The organism is Erwinia oleae, assembly GCF_000770305.1.
In the GTDB taxonomy this organism is placed as follows: Bacteria; Pseudomonadota; Gammaproteobacteria; order Enterobacterales; family Enterobacteriaceae; genus Erwinia; species Erwinia oleae.
The window spans coordinates 49,047-64,129 of record NZ_JNVB01000002.1 but is presented as its reverse complement, the minus strand read 5'-3'; the positions used below and the strand labels follow the sequence as shown (position 1 = coordinate 64,129).

The following is a 15,083-nucleotide window of genomic DNA, read 5'->3' as shown; positions in this document are numbered from 1 at the left end:
CGTGCTGAGCAAAAGAATTAGCGTCTGAGGGCGGAACGGGTTTGCGCGCGCCATATCTCAGCAATAATCATCATCAGCGCGATACACACGGTTAACTCACGGCTGATAAACACCACATCGGTTAAACCGCTGACAACGACGCCGAGCATCACCGCCAGCAATAAGGCATTACGCCTGCGCAGCGCATAAACGATCGGCGCAAAGTAGAACAGCAGCAAAACAACAGCGCCCTGAATGCCCTGAAGGCTGGCGGTATCCAGAACCTCATTATGAAGGTGCACTTTCTCATAGATCAAAGAAACCTTGTCTTTATGATAGGTGTTCACGTAGTGCTCAAAACAGGCCGTGCGCGCTTCTGAATTCATGCCAAACGGATGTTGTTGCAGGCAGTATGCCCCTACCTTCCACATCGCCAGGCGGGTGGTCAGAGAACCATTTTCATTCCCGTCGTTGTTCTCATAAATCGTATATTCGCTCAATGTCCTGTCGATCCGGGGCTTGATGACCGGTTTGTAGCTAAGTGAAATAAGGATGCCGAGCGTAACAATCACCGCAAAAAGAGTTTTCCATCCAAAGTGGCGGAACTGCACTACTCCGACCGCCAGAATGATGAGCGGATAGGCGACTATCATATTTCGCGTACCTGTCTGCATCAGTACAAAATAGGAGAGCAAAAAGATGCCCAGGCAGGCGAGAATGTTTATCAGCGTGTGCCTCTCTGCCGCCAGCAGAAACAGCACCATCATCGAGAGCATCGCATACCCATAGGCCGAAATGGTGGCGCGATTAAGCGCAAATTCGACGCGGCTGGCGCTGCCAAAATATTGATAAAAGCCAAAAATCGTGGCGGCCGCGAACCCGATGAGCAGTCCGTAGCGAATAAAATCCAGTGAACGCCGTTGGAATCTGTGCATCTGGCCGAACAGCCAATAGCCGATTACGCAGGCGAGGAGAAGACGTTTCCCTGCGTTCAGATAATCGTTATAGGGATTGAAGTTTACTTTGCCCAGATATTCCCAGTAAAACCAAATCACTTTCGTCAGCCCGAACGCGAGCAAAAGCCCCAACAGCCAAAGCCGCGAGCGATCATACTGTTTATAGTGAAAGAGCACGCCTGCCAGCGAGAAATAAAACGTCCAGTAAAAAGAAACTTTCGCTGATTTCACATCCATAAATGTCAGCATGACAGAAAGCAACGCGCCGCCGAGGGCCAGAAAGTAAAGGGCTGCCCGAAAGCGCGCTTTATTGTTTTCACTGATTTGCATAATGGTTCTCAGAAAAATGGAGCAATTAATTACGTCAGCGCCGATTTCGCCAGGGCATAGTCCGCCAGCGTCATGCCGACGGTTCGCGTTTGTAACCAGATAAACAGGTGTTCCAGGTCTTCATAAAGACGGTCAATATCCGCTTCGGTTTTGAAGGTTGGGCTGCCATCAGGCATAAACTCAGACGAGTGCAGCATGAATTCGACGTAGTCCGCCCCGCCCGCCAGCGTTTTTTCCGCCACGTGGATCATTTGCTGTACGTTGCCGCCGGTCGGGCGCAGCCAGTAAACGGACGGGCTTCGTCTTTTACCCCGCAGCCGATCGTAACCCTGCCTGATACCATTCACCATTGCCGAATGTTTATAAAGGGTGCTCATCGGCACTTCAAGCAGTGAAGAACGCCCCGGCCGTGAAATATCCGCTGGATCAAGGTAGTAGGCGTGCTGTGGAAAATGCGTATAGTCGGTGCCGCCCTTCCCCTGCGGCGCGCCGGGCGAAAACTGCCAGTTCACGCGCGGCGTGACGGAACAGTCAACGCGATAGCCGAATTCAATCAGAATTTGCGCATAGGCTTCATTAAATGCCCAGCGTCCTGCCCGATGGCTGAGCATTTTGGTCTGAAACGTCTCTTCCAGCAGACGGGTCATAAAAGCCACTTTTCTGTGCATCTCATCCCGTGGATATTCGACAAGATAGGGCTGAAATTGCCAGTCGTTATCGGTCAGCCTGAAGTCTGGCGGGCTGTTCCACGCGTGGAGATGCATGCCAATTTCGCCCGTGCCGCGTGCGATAACCTCCTTCGCAAACGCGATAAAAACCGGATCGATCGCCATTTCATAGTTAGTGAGCCAGGTCGGTTTAAAGGCGTATTTTTCACATAACTGCTGAAAGCGGCCGAGAAAGCGCGCGTTTTCGGTCGTCACATTGCCACTGCGATTACGCCAGAGGTTATCCCCTTCGGTATCAATGGTGATAATAAATGCAGGTTTATTCATGCCGTTGACGGGCTCCATAATGCCTTTAGGGTATGTTACGCAGCCGTTATGCGCGACGCAAAGAGATTTACCGCTACCGTCGCTGACGAAGAGATTCCCTGTAGCACTATCTTTATTAATTTTCTAAGATTATCTTTGCCATGGAAACAATAATGCTTTGAAGTCGGTGCGGGTCAAATCAGGTAACAAACAGATGTTACTCATCAGGATGCCTGGCGCACCTGAAACAACAGCACTGCAATGCGGCTGTGTCTTCTCTTTTAAAGGATAAAAAATTGTCCAAGCGCATATTGCTGATCATTGACGGTCTGCCGGGCGGCGGAGCAGAAAAGGTGGTGCTGAGCCTGTCAAAAGGGCTGATCGAACGCGGGCATCGCGTCTCGCTTTTTTCCCTGCGCACCGTCTGTGATTACCCGATGCCGGCTCAAGTGGATTATCAGGTAATAGAAGACCGCTGCAAAAAGCCCTGGCGCAAGCTGACGGAACTGCATCGCCGCGCCGCCCTTCTCGATAAGGCGATTAAGGCAGCAGAGCAGTCCGGCGGGCGCTACGATCTGATTGTTTCACACCTGCACAAAACCGATCGCATCGTCAGCCGCTCGAAAGTGCTTGAACCTGAAAAAACGTGGTTTTGCCTGCATGGCGTGTTTTCTGCCTCTTATCTGGCGCGCCGCAGCGGTTTTTCGTTATGGCTTAAAAAATTCAAAACGCGCTGCGTTTATCAGGATCGCAACCTCATTGGCGTGTCGCAATTCGTGTTGGACGATCTGAAAAGCTCTTTTTATGTAAAACCCCGGCGCGAACGTGTGATATTTAATCCGTTTGATTTTGACGCCGTCCGCCAGCTCTCACTTGAACCCTGCGATATGGCGAACGAGGATTATGTTATCCATGTCGGACGCTTTCATCAGACCAAGCGTCACGATCGCCTGTTGCGTGCCTATGCCGCCAGCGGTCTGACCGCAAAACTGCTGCTGATTGGGCAGGGAAGCAGTGAATCGACCGATAAAGTCAGGCAGCTGGTGGATGAGCTGGGTATTAACGATCGCGTCCTTTTTAAAGGGTTTATCGCCAATCCCTATCCCTACATTCGCCATGCAAAGCTGTTGATTGTCAGTTCTGATAGCGAAGGTTTTGGCAATGTGCTGGTGGAGGCGCTGATTTGCCAGACGGCAGTGGTGAGTACGCGCTGCCCCGGCGGGCCAATCAGTATCATGACCGGCGATTTAAGTCGCGGCCTGGCTGAAATGAATGTGGCTTCTCTGGCAGAGACGATTCGTGAAGTATATTTCACGCCTCCGAACATCGCCGATCTGGATCTCGACGCCTACAGCATTGAAAAGATATGCAATCAGTATGTTGATTTGATAAATAAAAAATGAGTGAGCCGTAAAATTTTACTCTTTAATGTCGCCCTTAGTCTGCATCGACGCATCAGTGACGACAGGTTCCACGGATGACACACGTTCAAGACTTTACCTACAAGGCCTAAGCCCATGATAACGCTCACATTCTGGAACGGCTATCTGAGCTCTCATTATTGTTATGGGGCTGGTGTTCAGCCTTCTTATCAGCGCCCCGGTTACAGAGGCGTTGTCCGTTCGCTCAGGGAGAAAAGAGCGTGAATTATGTCCTGCTGTTTATTCTTCTTTTACCGGTGAAGCTTTTGATGAAGCTCAGGCGGAAAAAGACGTCCCGCAATCTGGTTATTCAGACGGCAAAAATCGGTGATTTCATTAATATTACGCCGCTGCTCAGTCACTTACAGCATAGCGATGCGCTAATCAGCCATTCGGTTGCTCCCCTTGCGAAGCATGACGCCACGCTGGACGCGCTGTTTTATATCGAGGATCATAAAACCAACACGCTGGCCAGGCTCAAACTGGCGCTTCGGCTGATGAATCGTTACGAAAATGTCTACCTGCTGTTACCGAATAATGCCAACCTGTTTTTTGCCGCCTGCTGCAATGCCGGTAACAAGCAGTTTCTCACGACCTACCGCCGTAAGTGGTATCAGGCGATCTTTTATCTGACCGCTTCTGGCACGGTGAATCATGAGAAAAATACGCTCACGCTGGAAAACTACCTTAAGCTGGCCGATCGCTCCCTGACCAGAGAGAGCTATCCTAAACACGCCACCCTGCCGTTACTGAAACCACAGGACACGCCCGGGGACGTTTTCCGTAACGACAAAATAAAAATTGGCATCAGTATCTCTGCGGGCAACCAGGCGAAAACCATTCCCCCGGTCGTCTGGAAACGGCTGTTCGACCGGCTCAGCGATCTCCCCTGCCTGTTTTATGTTTTCGGTTCACCAGGGGAACTGCCGAGATACCATGACCTGATGAAGGTTGTCGGCGAGCCTGAAAACGTCATCAACCTGATCGGCAAAGTAAAGCTGGAAGGGCTACCGTGGGCGATCGGCAACATGGATTTCTACGTCGCTTCCGACTCCGGCAACGTCTACATTGCCGACGCGCAAAACGTACCGGTGATCCTGATTTACGGTCCATGTTGCGTTGAAGAACAGCGCCCGCTCGGGGACGTACTGCTGATTGGCCCGGATCATATTTCGGCCTCTTCTTTTGTTTTCCATGCGCTTTACCAGTTTCATCAACCTGTTGAAAAGCTTTACGAGCTTAATCAGCGAAAACTTGATGATATTTATCACTTTATCGTCGCCAGACAACCGGTGCTGGCCGAGCAAACTAAGATGTCACGCTGAGTATGATCCTGCATTCAGAAGCTTTACCTCCGACGCTGAGCGTTATCATTCCCATGTACAATGCCGGGAACAGCTTTCAGGCGTTTATGACCTCCCTGCTTGAACAGACGCTTGAAAGCATTGAGGTCATCATTGTCAACGATGGATCAACCGATGTGTCGGCGGAAATGGCGCATCGTTACGCCGCAGAACACGCGCACGTTCAGGTTATCGATCAGCAAAACGGCGGCGTCTCCCGCGCGCGCAATGCGGGTCTTGCCATTGCGCGCGGTAAGTACGTCACCTTTCCGGATGCCGACGATACGCTCTCACCCAACCTGTACAGCACGCTGATCGCAATGGCGGAAGCGGACGATTTGGATGTCGCCCAATGCAATGCCGAGCGCTTTTTCACGGGTTCGGGCAAGGCCAAAGTGCTGATTCCCGGCGACAGACTTCAGTCCACCGACGTCATGGACGGCTCTGCGTGGCTCAGCAAAGCGCTGGCGACGAACCGCTATCTGCACGTGGTCTGGCTGGGTATTTATCGGCTGTCGCTGATCAGGCAATTAAATCTGCTGTTTGAGCCGGGCCTGCATCATCAGGACATTCCCTGGACCACCGAGCTGATGCTGAACGCCCGTCGCGTGCGCTACACCGACGAGGTGATGTACCGCTACTACGTACATGACCAGTCCATCAGCAACCAGAAGCGCACCGGCCAGCGTAATGTCGAGTACCAACGACACTATCTGAAGATTGCGCAGATGCTGGATGAGATCAATCAGCGCTATCGCCATCGGGTGAAAATCTACCCTGAGATTTACCGTCAGGTGACGCGAGAAGCGCTGACCGTTTGTCATGCCGTCCGTCGCGAACCGGATGCCGACGCGCGGCAGGCGATCATCGCCGACCTGTTCGCCACCCGGACGCCCGCCCGTATGCTGCGAAATGCTCGCGGCCTTCGGCAATGGTATCAGCTGCTGCTGTGGCTGAGCCGTCTCTACCGCTGGCGCCGTCGATGATATCCGCCGGCTTTCCCCTTTCCGGCGTTTCCCTTACAATCGCCCCCGGTTCACTTCGAGAAAATTGAGTATGGCTACGCCTCAACCGATCCCTGACGCGTTCGCGCCGCAAAACATCCTGCTGATTAAGCTGCGCCATCATGGCGACATGCTGCTTACCACGCCGGTTATTCATGCGCTTCGCCAGCGTTATCCGCAGGCGGCTATTGACGTGCTCCTGTATAAGGAGACGATGCCGATGCTTCAGGCGCATCCGGCCATTCGCCATCTGCACGTTATCGATCGCAAATGGAAAAATGAGGGAGTCGTCAGGCATCTCCGCCATGAGATGGCGCTGGTTAAGACGCTACGTCGCTGCCATTACGATTTGGTGATTAACCTTGCCGACCAGTGGCGCAGCGCGATCGTTACGGGTCTGTCCGGTGCAAAAGTGCGGATTGGCTTTGATTACAAAAAGCGTCGCAACCTGCTGTGGCAAAAAGCACATACCCACCGCGTTTCCACCGAGCGACACAGCCAGCTTCATACCGTTGAACAGAATCTTGTTGCGCTGGCGCCGCTTGGCATTGCCTCTGAAGGCCGGTCTGTGGCGATGCACTACGACGCAAGCGACTGGCAGAAAACGCAGGCGGCGCTGGCACAGCACCAGACAACGTCGCGACCTTATATCGTGATCCAGCCCACCTCACGCTGGACCTATAAGTGTTGGGAAGATGCGAAGATGGCGGAGCTGATTGACGCACTTGAGGCAGCCGATACGGATATTGTCCTGACCGCCGCGCCCGACAAGAAGGAGCTGGCGATGATTGAGCACATTCTTTCGCTAAGCCATAACCGCCATGCTATCTCGCTGGCAGGGCAACTTACCCTTCCGCAGCTGGCGTCGCTTATCGATCACGCCCGACTGTTTATCGGCGTGGACTCCGCCCCCATGCACATGGCGGCGGCGCTCAATACACCCTGCATCGCGCTGTTCGGCCCGACCAAACTGACGCAATGGCGTCCCTGGGGCGAGCATAATCGGGTGATTTGGGCGGGCGACTATGCGCCGCTGCCCTCGCCGGACAGCATTGATACCAAAACGTCTCTTCGCTACCTTTCCGCCATCCCGGTTGAGGACGTGGTGAACGCCGCAAGGAGTTTTCTGCATGAGTAAAGTCCGGCTGGCGATAGTCCGTCAAAAGTACCGCCCCGACGGCGGCGCAGAACGTTTTATCGCGCGCGCGCTTGAGGCGCTGGACGATGAGCGCCTTGAACTGAACATCATTACCCGTAGCTGGCAGGGCGAACCCAAACCGGACTGGCATTTGCACATCTGCAATCCCAAAAAGTGGGGACGTATTTCGCGCGAGCGCGGCTTTGCCGAAGCAGCGCGCGCCTGCTGGCAGCGTGAAAAATTTGATATCGTACAGAGTCACGAACGCATTGCCGGCTGCGATATTTTCCGCGCCGGCGACGGCGTGCACCGCGTCTGGCTTGAGCAGCGTGCGCGCATTGTGTCGCCGGTGCAGCGCATATTGACCTCACTCAGCGGCTATCATCGCTACGTGATGGCGGCGGAAGAGGCGATGTTCCGCGATCCGTCATTGAAAAAAATCATCTGCAATTCGCTGATGGTAAAAAACGACATCATGCGCTGCTTTCAGGTGCCGGAAGAGAAGTTCGCGGTGATTTATAATGCGATCGACGCGCAGCGCTTCACCCCCGCCAGCGCAGCAGAGCGTAACGCATCGCGTGAAAAACTCGGGTTGCCTGGCAAAGCCAACGTTTTTATCTATGTCGGTTCCGGCTTCGAGCGCAAAGGGCTGAAGGCGTGCATTGAAGCGCTGGCTGCCACCGATGCGCATTTACTGGTGGTCGGACAGGACAAGCAGCAGTCACTTTACAACAACCTCGCGCAGAAGTTGGGCTGCCAGCAGCGTATCCACTTCGCGGGCGTGCAGCATGACGTCATCCCTTTTTATCACGCGGCCGACGGGCTGATGCTGCCCACCCTTTACGATCCCTTTCCAAACGTGATCCTCGAAGCCATGGCGTGCGGATTACCGGTGATCACCAGTTTCACCTGCGGCGGCGCCGAGTTCATCACTAACGGCCAGCAGGGTTTTGTTTGCGACGCGCTGGACGTGCCCGCGTTAACCGCAGCGGCGAACGCGATTCCACGAAGAGATGAACACAGCGAAATGGGCGATGCGGCGCGCGCACGCGTGCTCTCCTGCTCGCCACAGCGGCTGGCGACGCAACTTCATGCGCTGTATCAACAGGTGTTGCAGCGGCCCTGATGAAGTTGTGTGAGCGGAGAAGAGTTATCTGATAACATGCCGTATTGTTTCCGGCACGATCTCGTGAGCTTCTCGCGCTAAATATTGTGATGACAACACTTTACACCGTCCTGCTGTATCTTATTCAGCCCTTCATCTGGCTCCGGCTCTGGCTGCGAGGCCGCAAAGCCCCTGCCTATCGTAAACGCTGGGCGGAGCGCTACGGCTATTGCGCGGGCAAAGTTAAACCGGACGGCATTCTGCTGCACTCCGTTTCCGTGGGTGAAACGCTGGCCGCCGTTCCGCTGGTCAGAGCCCTGCGCCATCGCTATCCTTCAATGCCCATTACGGTCACCACCATGACGCCAACCGGTTCAGAGCGCGCCGCCTCGGCGTTTGGTAAAGACGTGCATCACGTTTATCTGCCCTATGACCTGCCCGGCGCAATGAATCGTTTTCTGGATAACGTTAATCCACGGCTGGTCATTATTATGGAAACCGAGCTGTGGCCAAATATGATCGCGCTGCTTCAGGCACGCAAAATCCCGCTGGTTATCGCCAATGCCCGGCTCTCCGAACGCTCGGCGAAAGGCTACAAAAAGCTGGGCAAGTTTATGCGGGATCTCCTGCAACGCATCACCCTGATTGCGGCGCAAAATGAGGAAGACGGCGAACGGTTCATCAGCCTGGGGCTGAAGCGGTCGCAGCTCACCGTTACCGGCAGCCTGAAGTTTGACATCTCCGTTACGCCGGAACTGGCCGCCCGCGCAATAACGTTGCGTCGGCAGTGGGCGCCGCGCAGGCCGGTCTGGATAGCGACCAGCACGCACGAGGGTGAAGAAAATATCGTTCTGGATGCGCACCGCCGGCTACTGGAACGCTTTCCTGATCTGCTGCTGATCCTGGTGCCGCGTCACCCTGAACGCTTCTCCACCGCGCGCGAAATGACACAAAAAGCGGGACTGAGTTTTATCCTGCGCAGCAGCGGGGAGATCCCTTCCGGCAGCACACAGGTGGTTATTGGCGATACCATGGGCGAACTGATGCTGTTGTACGGCATTGCCGATCTGGCTTTCGTTGGCGGAAGCCTGGTGGAGCGCGGCGGCCATAATCCGCTTGAAGCGGCCGCGCATGCCCTGCCCGTACTGATGGGGCCGCACACCTTTAATTTCAAAGACATTTGCGCCAGACTCCAGCGCGCGGACGGGCTGATCACCGTCACCGACGCCGCGTCGCTGGATAAGGAAATCAGTACGCTGCTGACCGATGAAGACTATCGTTTGTACTACGGGCGTCATGCGGTGGACGTGCTGCATCAAAATCAGGGCGCGCTTCAGCGTCTGCTACAGTTACTCGAACCCTATCTGCCACAGCGGAACCATTAAATGTCTTCACAGCCTCTTTCCGTGGTGATGATTGCTAAAGACGCTGCCGACCTGCTGCCAGAGTGTCTGGAGTCCGTGAGCTGGGCGGATGAAATTATTGTGCTGGATTCCGGTAGCAGCGACGGCACGCCTGACATCGCCGCGAGACATGGCGCGAAGGTTTTTCATTCGCAATCGTGGCATGGCTACGGCAAACAGCGCCAGCTGGCGCAAAGCTACGCCAGCCATCAGATGATATTAATGATCGATACGGATGAGCGCGTGACGCCTGAACTACGCGCCGCTATTCAACATGCGTTAACGCAGCCTGCCGCCATCTACAGCCTGGGAAGACGTAACCTGTTCTTAGGTCGCTTTATGCGGCACAGCGGCTGGTATCCCGATCGCGTTATCCGGCTCTATCCCGCCCACTATCACTACAACGATCACCAGGTGCATGAATCGCTGGATGTTCAGGGCGCGTCGGTGACGCCGCTTAAAGGCGACCTGCTGCATCTCACCTGCCGTGACTTCTCCGCCTTTCAGTGGAAACAGTTTGCCTACGCTGAGGCCTGGGCGAAGCAGCGCCATCATCAGGGCAAGCGCTGCGGCATTATGGCGGTGTTTGCCCATACGCTGGGCGCCTTTCTGAAAACGCTGGTGCTTCGCGCCGGTTTTCTGGACGGGAAGCAGGGCTGGCTGCTGGCCGTCGTCAACGCGCAGTACACCTTCAATAAGTACGCGGCGTTGTGGGCGCTCAATCACTCTTCTCATGCCGGTAAGGGAGGCCTGTGAATATGAAAGCGATTTACCCCGGAACCTTCGATCCGATGACTAATGGCCATCTGGATATCGTTACGCGCGCAGCGCTGATGTTTGACCGGCTTGTGCTGGCTATCGCCGCCAGCCCCGGTAAGAAACCGATGTTTTCTCTGGATGAACGCGTCGCGCTGGCAGAGCAGGTGGTGGCCCATCTGCCCAATGTAAAAGTGGTAGGTTTTAGCGATCTGATGGCGAATTTTGCCCGCGACCAGCAGGCAAATGTGCTGATCCGCGGTCTGCGCGCCGTTTCCGATTTTGAATATGAGATGCAGTTAGCGAACATGAATCGCCATCTTTTACCTACGCTTGAGAGCGTTTTTCTGATGCCGTCAGAAAAATACTCTTTTATCTCTTCTTCTCTGGTGAAAGAAGTTGCGCGTCACGGCGGCGACGTCAGCGCCTTCTTGCCTGAACCTGTGCTGAAGGCGCTGTTGGCGAAGCTCTGAGTACGCTTTCTACTGCTGGCAGTGCGGGCAAAAGAAGGTGCTGCGCTGCGCGTGTTTCGCGCTTTCAATCGGCGTGCCGCACAGGCGGCACGGTTCCTCAGCCCGACCATAAACCTGCAATTCCTGCGCGAAATAGCCGGGTTTGCCATCACTTTGCAGGAAATCGCGCAGGGTGGTGCCGCCCTGCTCAATCGAACGCAGCAGCACGGCTTTGATGGTATTCACCAGCAGCGCCGCCTCATCGACACCGATCGCCATAGCAGGACGATCGGGATGGATCCCGGCGGCAAACAGTGACTCGCTGGCATAGATGTTACCGACGCCTACCACCAGTTTGTTATCCATCAGCCAGGGTTTCACAGGCGTGCGCCTGCCGCGCGATTTTTCATACAGATACTCCGCAGAAAACGCGTCGCTGAGGGGTTCCGGGCCAAGGTGCGCCAACACGTTGCTGGCGGCCAAATCGCTACTCCACAGCCAGGCGCCAAATCGACGCGGATCGGTATAGCGCAGCACTTTGCCATTGCTCATCACCAGGTCAACGTGATCGTGTTTGGCGGCGGGAAGCGCTTCAGGCAACACGCGCAGGCTGCCTGACATGCCCAGATGGATAATAATCCAGCCGTGAGGCAGCTCCAGCAACAGATACTTCGCTCTGCGCTGCACGCTCATAACGGGCTGGTCGGCCAGCGCGTGAATTTCCTGAGAAACCGGCCAGCGCAGGCGCCCGTTACGCACGATGGCATGAAGGATCGTGGCGCCGACGAGATGCGGCTCAATTCCACGCCGACTGGTTTCAACCTCCGGTAGTTCCGGCATTACCTCATCTCCCTTGCTGCGGTGATATAAATGAAAAAACCCCGCCGAAGCGAGGTTTTTCTAATCCACTAACATCAATTACTTGATTTTAGCTTCTTTGTAGATCACGTGCTGGCGGACAACAGGATCGAATTTCTTCAGTTCCAGTTTTTCCGGCTTAGTACGTTTGTTCTTCGTGGTGGTATAGAAGTGACCTGTACCAGCAGAAGAAACCAGCTTGATCTTCTCACGAATACCTTTAGCCATGATTCAGTTCCTTACCTTAGTACTTCTCACCGCGGGTACGCAGATCGGCCAAAACCGTATCGATACCCTTCTTATCAATTACGCGCATGCCTTTGGCAGATACGCGCAGTGTTACGAAGCGCTTTTCGCTCTCAACCCAAAAACGGTGAGAGTGCAGGTTAGGCAGGAAACGGCGTTTCGTCGCGTTCATTGCGTGGGAACGGTTATTACCGGTCACCGGGCGCTTTCCAGTTACCTGGCAAACTCGTGACATGTCTATTCTCCAAAAATCAAATCAGCTCGAGCTTTAAAAATAAGGTCTTGGCCGCCTCGTCAGGCTCGGAGCCCATCCAGGCGAGTTCAATGTGAACCCGCTGAGCAGGCCCAATGCCAAACCCGAGATTCTCAAAGGTGGCGTAGTATACGCCCTGCGGCGCTGGTGCTCAAGTCCCGAACAGATAAAGATCCCTGCGGATCGTGCAAAATTACTGCATCTGGTGGTTAAATCAGCCCGCTGACGCTTATACGTTCATGATAGCCAGCCTCTTTCAGCGAAAGAAACATATTCACCGCGCCCAATGACAATATGGTCCAGCACCCGAATATTCAGTAGCTGACAGGCGAGAATAACCTGCTGAGTCACATCACGATCCGCTCTGCTGGGCTGCGCAATGCCGGAAGGATGGTTGTGAGCCAGCGCCAGCGCCGCCGCGTTGCGCTTCAGCGCCTGCCGGACAATCTCTCGCGGATGAACTTCAACGCTGTTCAGCGTGCCGGAAAACATTTCGCTCGCCTCAATAACCCGATGCTGATTATCGAAGAAGATAACCATGAATATTTCGCGCTCCCGATGCGCCAACGCGCTGTAAAGGTAATTAAGCATGTCCGTTGGGGTGCCAATTACCGATTTTTCTAACGCTTCACTACAGGTAAAGAAGCGCCGTGCCAGCTCAGCAACGGCATTGAGCTGAGCATATTTGGCCGTCCCCACGCCGTCGATGCGGGAAAACGCTTTTTTTTCTGCGGTCATCAACTGATACAGCGAGCCAAACTCAGCAATAAGCTGCTCTGCCAGCGTCATCACATGCACGCCTTTGCAGCCCGTGCGCAAAAAAATAGCCAGCAATTCCGCATCGGTTAACGCGCCCGCGCCGCCCTGCAATAACTTCTCACGAGGCGGTGTGCCCAACCACTGTTTATCCATTTTCATCGCTCCTTCCTGGAAGGTAAAAATCATGGCATTATATACAGTAGTCATCAAGAGATACATTACTGCATGTCGAGCTGGCTCGCAAAGACAACCTCGTGCTAAAAGGCAGGCTCAGGAGTGTGGTAAAATAGTTTTTTTCAGAGCGAAAGTCGCCGCGTCAGGCGGACTTCACGGGCGGAAACAGCATGATGGGATTAACCGGTAAACACATCGTTTTAGGTGTAAGCGGCGGCATTGCGGCCTATAAAACACCTGAACTGGTCAGACGATTGCGCGATCGCGGCGCGGACGTTCGCGTTGTGGTGACCGAGGCGGCGAAAGCGTTTATTACGCCGCTCAGCCTTCAGGCGGTCTCGGGCTATCCGGTTTCTGACGATCTGCTCGACCCGGCGGCCGAAGCCGCTATGGGCCACATTGAACTGGGCAAATGGGCTGATTTAGTCATTCTCGCTCCCGCCACCGCTGATGTGATCGCGCGGGTCGCAGTCGGCATGGCGAATGACCTGCTGACCACCGTCTGCCTGGCAACGCCCGCGCCCATTGCCGTTGTCCCGGCCATGAATCAACAAATGTATCGCGCACGGCCAACGCAGCACAATTTACAGGTGCTGGCTGACCGCGGCGTACTTATCTGGGGGCCCGATAGCGGCAGCCAGGCCTGCGGCGACGTCGGGCCAGGCCGTATGCTGGATCCGCTGGCCATTGTCGACGAGGCGGTTAAGTGGTCTTCCCCCGTAACCGATCTGCAACATCTGAATATTATGATCACCGCCGGGCCAACGCGCGAAGCGCTCGACCCGGTGCGTTTCATCAGCAATCACAGCTCAGGCAAGATGGGTTTCGCTATTGCCGCCGCCGCCGCAAAGCGGGGCGCCAACGTCACGCTGGTGAGTGGGCCGGTAACCTTGAGCACGCCGCCGGGAGTTAAACGCGTTGACGTCACCACCGCGCTGGAAATGCAGTCAGCAGTCATGTCGGACGTCGCTCAACAGCAGATTTTTATTGGTACGGCAGCGGTAGCGGATTACCGCGCGGAAGAGATTGCGTCGGAAAAAATTAAAAAACAGGGTGATGAAATCACCCTTAAGATGGTAAAAAACCCGGATATCGTTGCCGGTGTGGCAACTAAAACGGAAGGACGGCCCTATGTGGTCGGATTTGCCGCCGAAACCCAGAATGTGGAAGAATACGCGCAACAAAAACGACTACGAAAAAATCTGGATTTAATTTGCGCTAACGATGTTTCAAAAGCCGGGCAGGGGTTCAACAGTGATACCAATGCCCTGCATCTTTTTTGGCAGAATGGAGACAAAGCCTTGCCGCTCAGCGACAAGTCGCTCCTTGGCCAAACTTTACTGAACGAGATAATCAGCCGTTATGACGACAAAAATCGACGTTAAGATTTTAGATCCGCGTGTGGGGAAAGACTTCCCGCTACCAACCTATGCCACCACCGGTTCTGCGGGCCTCGATCTGCGTGCATGCCTTGATGAGGCTGTTTCTCTGGCAGCGGGTGCGACCACGCTTATTCCTACAGGGCTGGCGATACATATCGGCGATCCGCAGTTAGCAGCGGTCATTTTACCGCGTTCCGGTTTAGGTCATAAGCACGGTGTGGTTCTGGGTAATCTGGTTGGATTGATTGACTCTGACTATCAGGGCCAGCTGATGGTTTCGGTCTGGAACCGGAGTCAGGACGCCTTTACTATCGAACCGGGCGAGCGCATCGCGCAGATGGTGTTTGTCCCGGTTGTACAGGCTGACTTCAACGTGGTTGAGACCTTTGATACCAGCGTTCGCGGTGAAGGCGGTTTCGGGCATTCAGGACGCCAGTAGCCGTTTATTTTCCGCGCCTGTAGCAATTAACTTGTCTTTTTTCCGCCGTGAGCGCTCTGCTCGCGGATGTTGCATGGCTATTTGCCGTTCAAGGTGATATTTCAGGGGTTT

The 15,083-nt window shown here is 54.5% G+C and carries 16 protein-coding genes; 10 read left to right on the top strand and 6 right to left on the bottom strand.

What is annotated here, in order from left to right:
- Nucleotides 1-17: 17 nt before the first annotated feature.
- Both GS12_RS01000 and GS12_RS00995 read right to left on the bottom strand, forming a co-directional pair.
- A complete protein-coding gene (locus tag GS12_RS01000) occupies nucleotides 18-1,265 on the bottom strand; it encodes an O-antigen ligase family protein (RefSeq protein WP_034943176.1) in 1,248 nt (415 codons plus the stop codon).
- 29 nt (nucleotides 1,266-1,294) lie between these two features.
- Nucleotides 1,295-2,260 carry a polysaccharide deacetylase family protein gene (locus tag GS12_RS00995; protein ID WP_034943270.1) on the bottom strand — a complete coding sequence of 322 codons (966 nt, stop codon included), beginning with the start codon at nucleotides 2,258-2,260 and terminating at the stop codon, nucleotides 1,295-1,297.
- Nucleotides 2,261-2,535: 275 nt separating this feature from the next.
- Between GS12_RS00995 and GS12_RS00990 the strand changes: the two genes are divergently transcribed.
- The 8 genes from GS12_RS00990 (at nucleotide 2,536) to coaD (ending at nucleotide 10,882) form a co-directional block, all read left to right on the top strand.
- The gene (locus GS12_RS00990; protein WP_200884499.1) at nucleotides 2,536-3,642 is read left to right on the top strand and encodes a glycosyltransferase; all 1,107 of its coding nucleotides are present in this window, start codon (nucleotides 2,536-2,538) and stop codon (nucleotides 3,640-3,642) included.
- A 239-nt stretch (nucleotides 3,643-3,881) separates the two neighbouring features.
- Nucleotides 3,882-4,985, top strand: coding sequence for a glycosyltransferase family 9 protein (locus tag GS12_RS00985; RefSeq protein ID WP_034943175.1), 1,104 nt, complete (start codon nucleotides 3,882-3,884; stop codon nucleotides 4,983-4,985).
- A gap of 2 nt (nucleotides 4,986-4,987) precedes the next feature.
- The gene (locus GS12_RS00980; protein WP_034943173.1) at nucleotides 4,988-5,989 is read left to right on the top strand and encodes a glycosyltransferase; all 1,002 of its coding nucleotides are present in this window, start codon (nucleotides 4,988-4,990) and stop codon (nucleotides 5,987-5,989) included.
- A gap of 70 nt (nucleotides 5,990-6,059) precedes the next feature.
- On the top strand, nucleotides 6,060-7,145 hold the full coding sequence (rfaQ, locus tag GS12_RS00975) for a putative lipopolysaccharide heptosyltransferase III (RefSeq protein WP_034943171.1): 1,086 nt from the start codon (nucleotides 6,060-6,062) through the stop codon (nucleotides 7,143-7,145).
- Nucleotides 7,138-8,271: a glycosyltransferase family 4 protein gene (locus GS12_RS00970; RefSeq protein ID WP_034943169.1), complete on the top strand. Its 1,134-nt coding sequence runs from the start codon at nucleotides 7,138-7,140 to the stop codon at nucleotides 8,269-8,271. The genes rfaQ and GS12_RS00970 overlap by 8 nt, the downstream gene beginning before the upstream one ends.
- Before the next feature lie 89 nt (nucleotides 8,272-8,360).
- On the top strand, nucleotides 8,361-9,635 hold the full coding sequence (gene waaA, locus GS12_RS00965) for a lipid IV(A) 3-deoxy-D-manno-octulosonic acid transferase (RefSeq protein ID WP_034943168.1): 1,275 nt from the start codon (nucleotides 8,361-8,363) through the stop codon (nucleotides 9,633-9,635).
- On the top strand, nucleotides 9,636-10,409 hold the full coding sequence (locus GS12_RS00960) for a glycosyltransferase family 2 protein (RefSeq protein WP_034943166.1): 774 nt from the start codon (nucleotides 9,636-9,638) through the stop codon (nucleotides 10,407-10,409).
- Nucleotides 10,406-10,882 (top strand): pantetheine-phosphate adenylyltransferase, encoded by a 477-nt coding sequence (gene coaD / locus GS12_RS00955; RefSeq protein ID WP_034943164.1) that lies wholly within the window; start codon nucleotides 10,406-10,408, stop codon nucleotides 10,880-10,882. The genes GS12_RS00960 and coaD overlap by 4 nt, the downstream gene beginning before the upstream one ends.
- A 9-nt stretch (nucleotides 10,883-10,891) precedes the next feature.
- Here coaD and mutM read toward each other — a convergent pair whose 3' ends face one another.
- From mutM to radC, 4 genes are all read right to left on the bottom strand, one after another.
- Nucleotides 10,892-11,701, bottom strand: a complete 810-nt coding sequence (mutM, locus tag GS12_RS00950; protein WP_034943162.1) for a bifunctional DNA-formamidopyrimidine glycosylase/DNA-(apurinic or apyrimidinic site) lyase — start codon at nucleotides 11,699-11,701, stop codon at nucleotides 10,892-10,894.
- Nucleotides 11,702-11,779: 78 nt separating this feature from the next.
- Nucleotides 11,780-11,947 carry a 50S ribosomal protein L33 gene (gene rpmG / locus GS12_RS00945; protein WP_001051798.1) on the bottom strand — a complete coding sequence of 56 codons (168 nt, stop codon included), beginning with the start codon at nucleotides 11,945-11,947 and terminating at the stop codon, nucleotides 11,780-11,782.
- A 16-nt stretch (nucleotides 11,948-11,963) separates the two neighbouring features.
- Nucleotides 11,964-12,200 carry a 50S ribosomal protein L28 gene (rpmB, locus tag GS12_RS00940; RefSeq protein WP_034918399.1) on the bottom strand — a complete coding sequence of 79 codons (237 nt, stop codon included), beginning with the start codon at nucleotides 12,198-12,200 and terminating at the stop codon, nucleotides 11,964-11,966.
- 255 nt (nucleotides 12,201-12,455) lie between these two features.
- Nucleotides 12,456-13,130 carry a RadC family protein gene (gene radC, locus GS12_RS00935; RefSeq protein ID WP_034943267.1) on the bottom strand — a complete coding sequence of 225 codons (675 nt, stop codon included), beginning with the start codon at nucleotides 13,128-13,130 and terminating at the stop codon, nucleotides 12,456-12,458.
- 194 nt (nucleotides 13,131-13,324) lie between these two features.
- On the opposite strand from radC, the gene coaBC reads away from it, so the two are divergent.
- Together coaBC and dut are read left to right on the top strand one after the other, a co-directional pair.
- Nucleotides 13,325-14,536, top strand: a complete 1,212-nt coding sequence (gene coaBC / locus GS12_RS00930) for a bifunctional phosphopantothenoylcysteine decarboxylase/phosphopantothenate--cysteine ligase CoaBC (protein WP_152601329.1) — start codon at nucleotides 13,325-13,327, stop codon at nucleotides 14,534-14,536.
- Nucleotides 14,514-14,972: a dUTP diphosphatase gene (gene dut / locus GS12_RS00925; protein WP_034943159.1), complete on the top strand. Its 459-nt coding sequence runs from the start codon at nucleotides 14,514-14,516 to the stop codon at nucleotides 14,970-14,972. The genes coaBC and dut overlap by 23 nt, the downstream gene beginning before the upstream one ends.
- Nucleotides 14,973-15,083: the final 111 nt, after the last annotated feature.

Bases quoted from the DNA above. Each gene is read 5' to 3' on its own strand.
- GS12_RS01000 (WP_034943176.1), bottom strand. From the start codon at position 1,265: ATGCAAATCAGTGAAAACAATAAAGCGCGCTTTCGGGCAGCCCTTTAC.
- radC (WP_034943267.1), bottom strand. From the start codon at position 13,130: ATGGATAAACAGTGGTTGGGCACACCGCCTCGTGAGAAGTTATTGCAG.
- coaBC (WP_152601329.1), top strand. From the start codon at position 13,325: ATGGGATTAACCGGTAAACACATCGTTTTAGGTGTAAGCGGCGGCATT.
- waaA (WP_034943168.1), top strand. From the start codon at position 8,361: ATGACAACACTTTACACCGTCCTGCTGTATCTTATTCAGCCCTTCATC.
- dut (WP_034943159.1), top strand. From the start codon at position 14,514: ATGACGACAAAAATCGACGTTAAGATTTTAGATCCGCGTGTGGGGAAA.
- rpmG (WP_001051798.1), bottom strand. From the start codon at position 11,947: ATGGCTAAAGGTATTCGTGAGAAGATCAAGCTGGTTTCTTCTGCTGGT.
- mutM (WP_034943162.1), bottom strand. From the start codon at position 11,701: ATGCCGGAACTACCGGAGGTTGAAACCAGTCGGCGTGGAATTGAGCCG.
- rfaQ (WP_034943171.1), top strand. From the start codon at position 6,060: ATGGCTACGCCTCAACCGATCCCTGACGCGTTCGCGCCGCAAAACATC.
- GS12_RS00980 (WP_034943173.1), top strand. From the start codon at position 4,988: ATGATCCTGCATTCAGAAGCTTTACCTCCGACGCTGAGCGTTATCATT.
- GS12_RS00960 (WP_034943166.1), top strand. From the start codon at position 9,636: ATGTCTTCACAGCCTCTTTCCGTGGTGATGATTGCTAAAGACGCTGCC.
- GS12_RS00995 (WP_034943270.1), bottom strand. From the start codon at position 2,260: ATGAATAAACCTGCATTTATTATCACCATTGATACCGAAGGGGATAAC.
- rpmB (WP_034918399.1), bottom strand. From the start codon at position 12,200: ATGTCACGAGTTTGCCAGGTAACTGGAAAGCGCCCGGTGACCGGTAAT.
- GS12_RS00970 (WP_034943169.1), top strand. From the start codon at position 7,138: ATGAGTAAAGTCCGGCTGGCGATAGTCCGTCAAAAGTACCGCCCCGAC.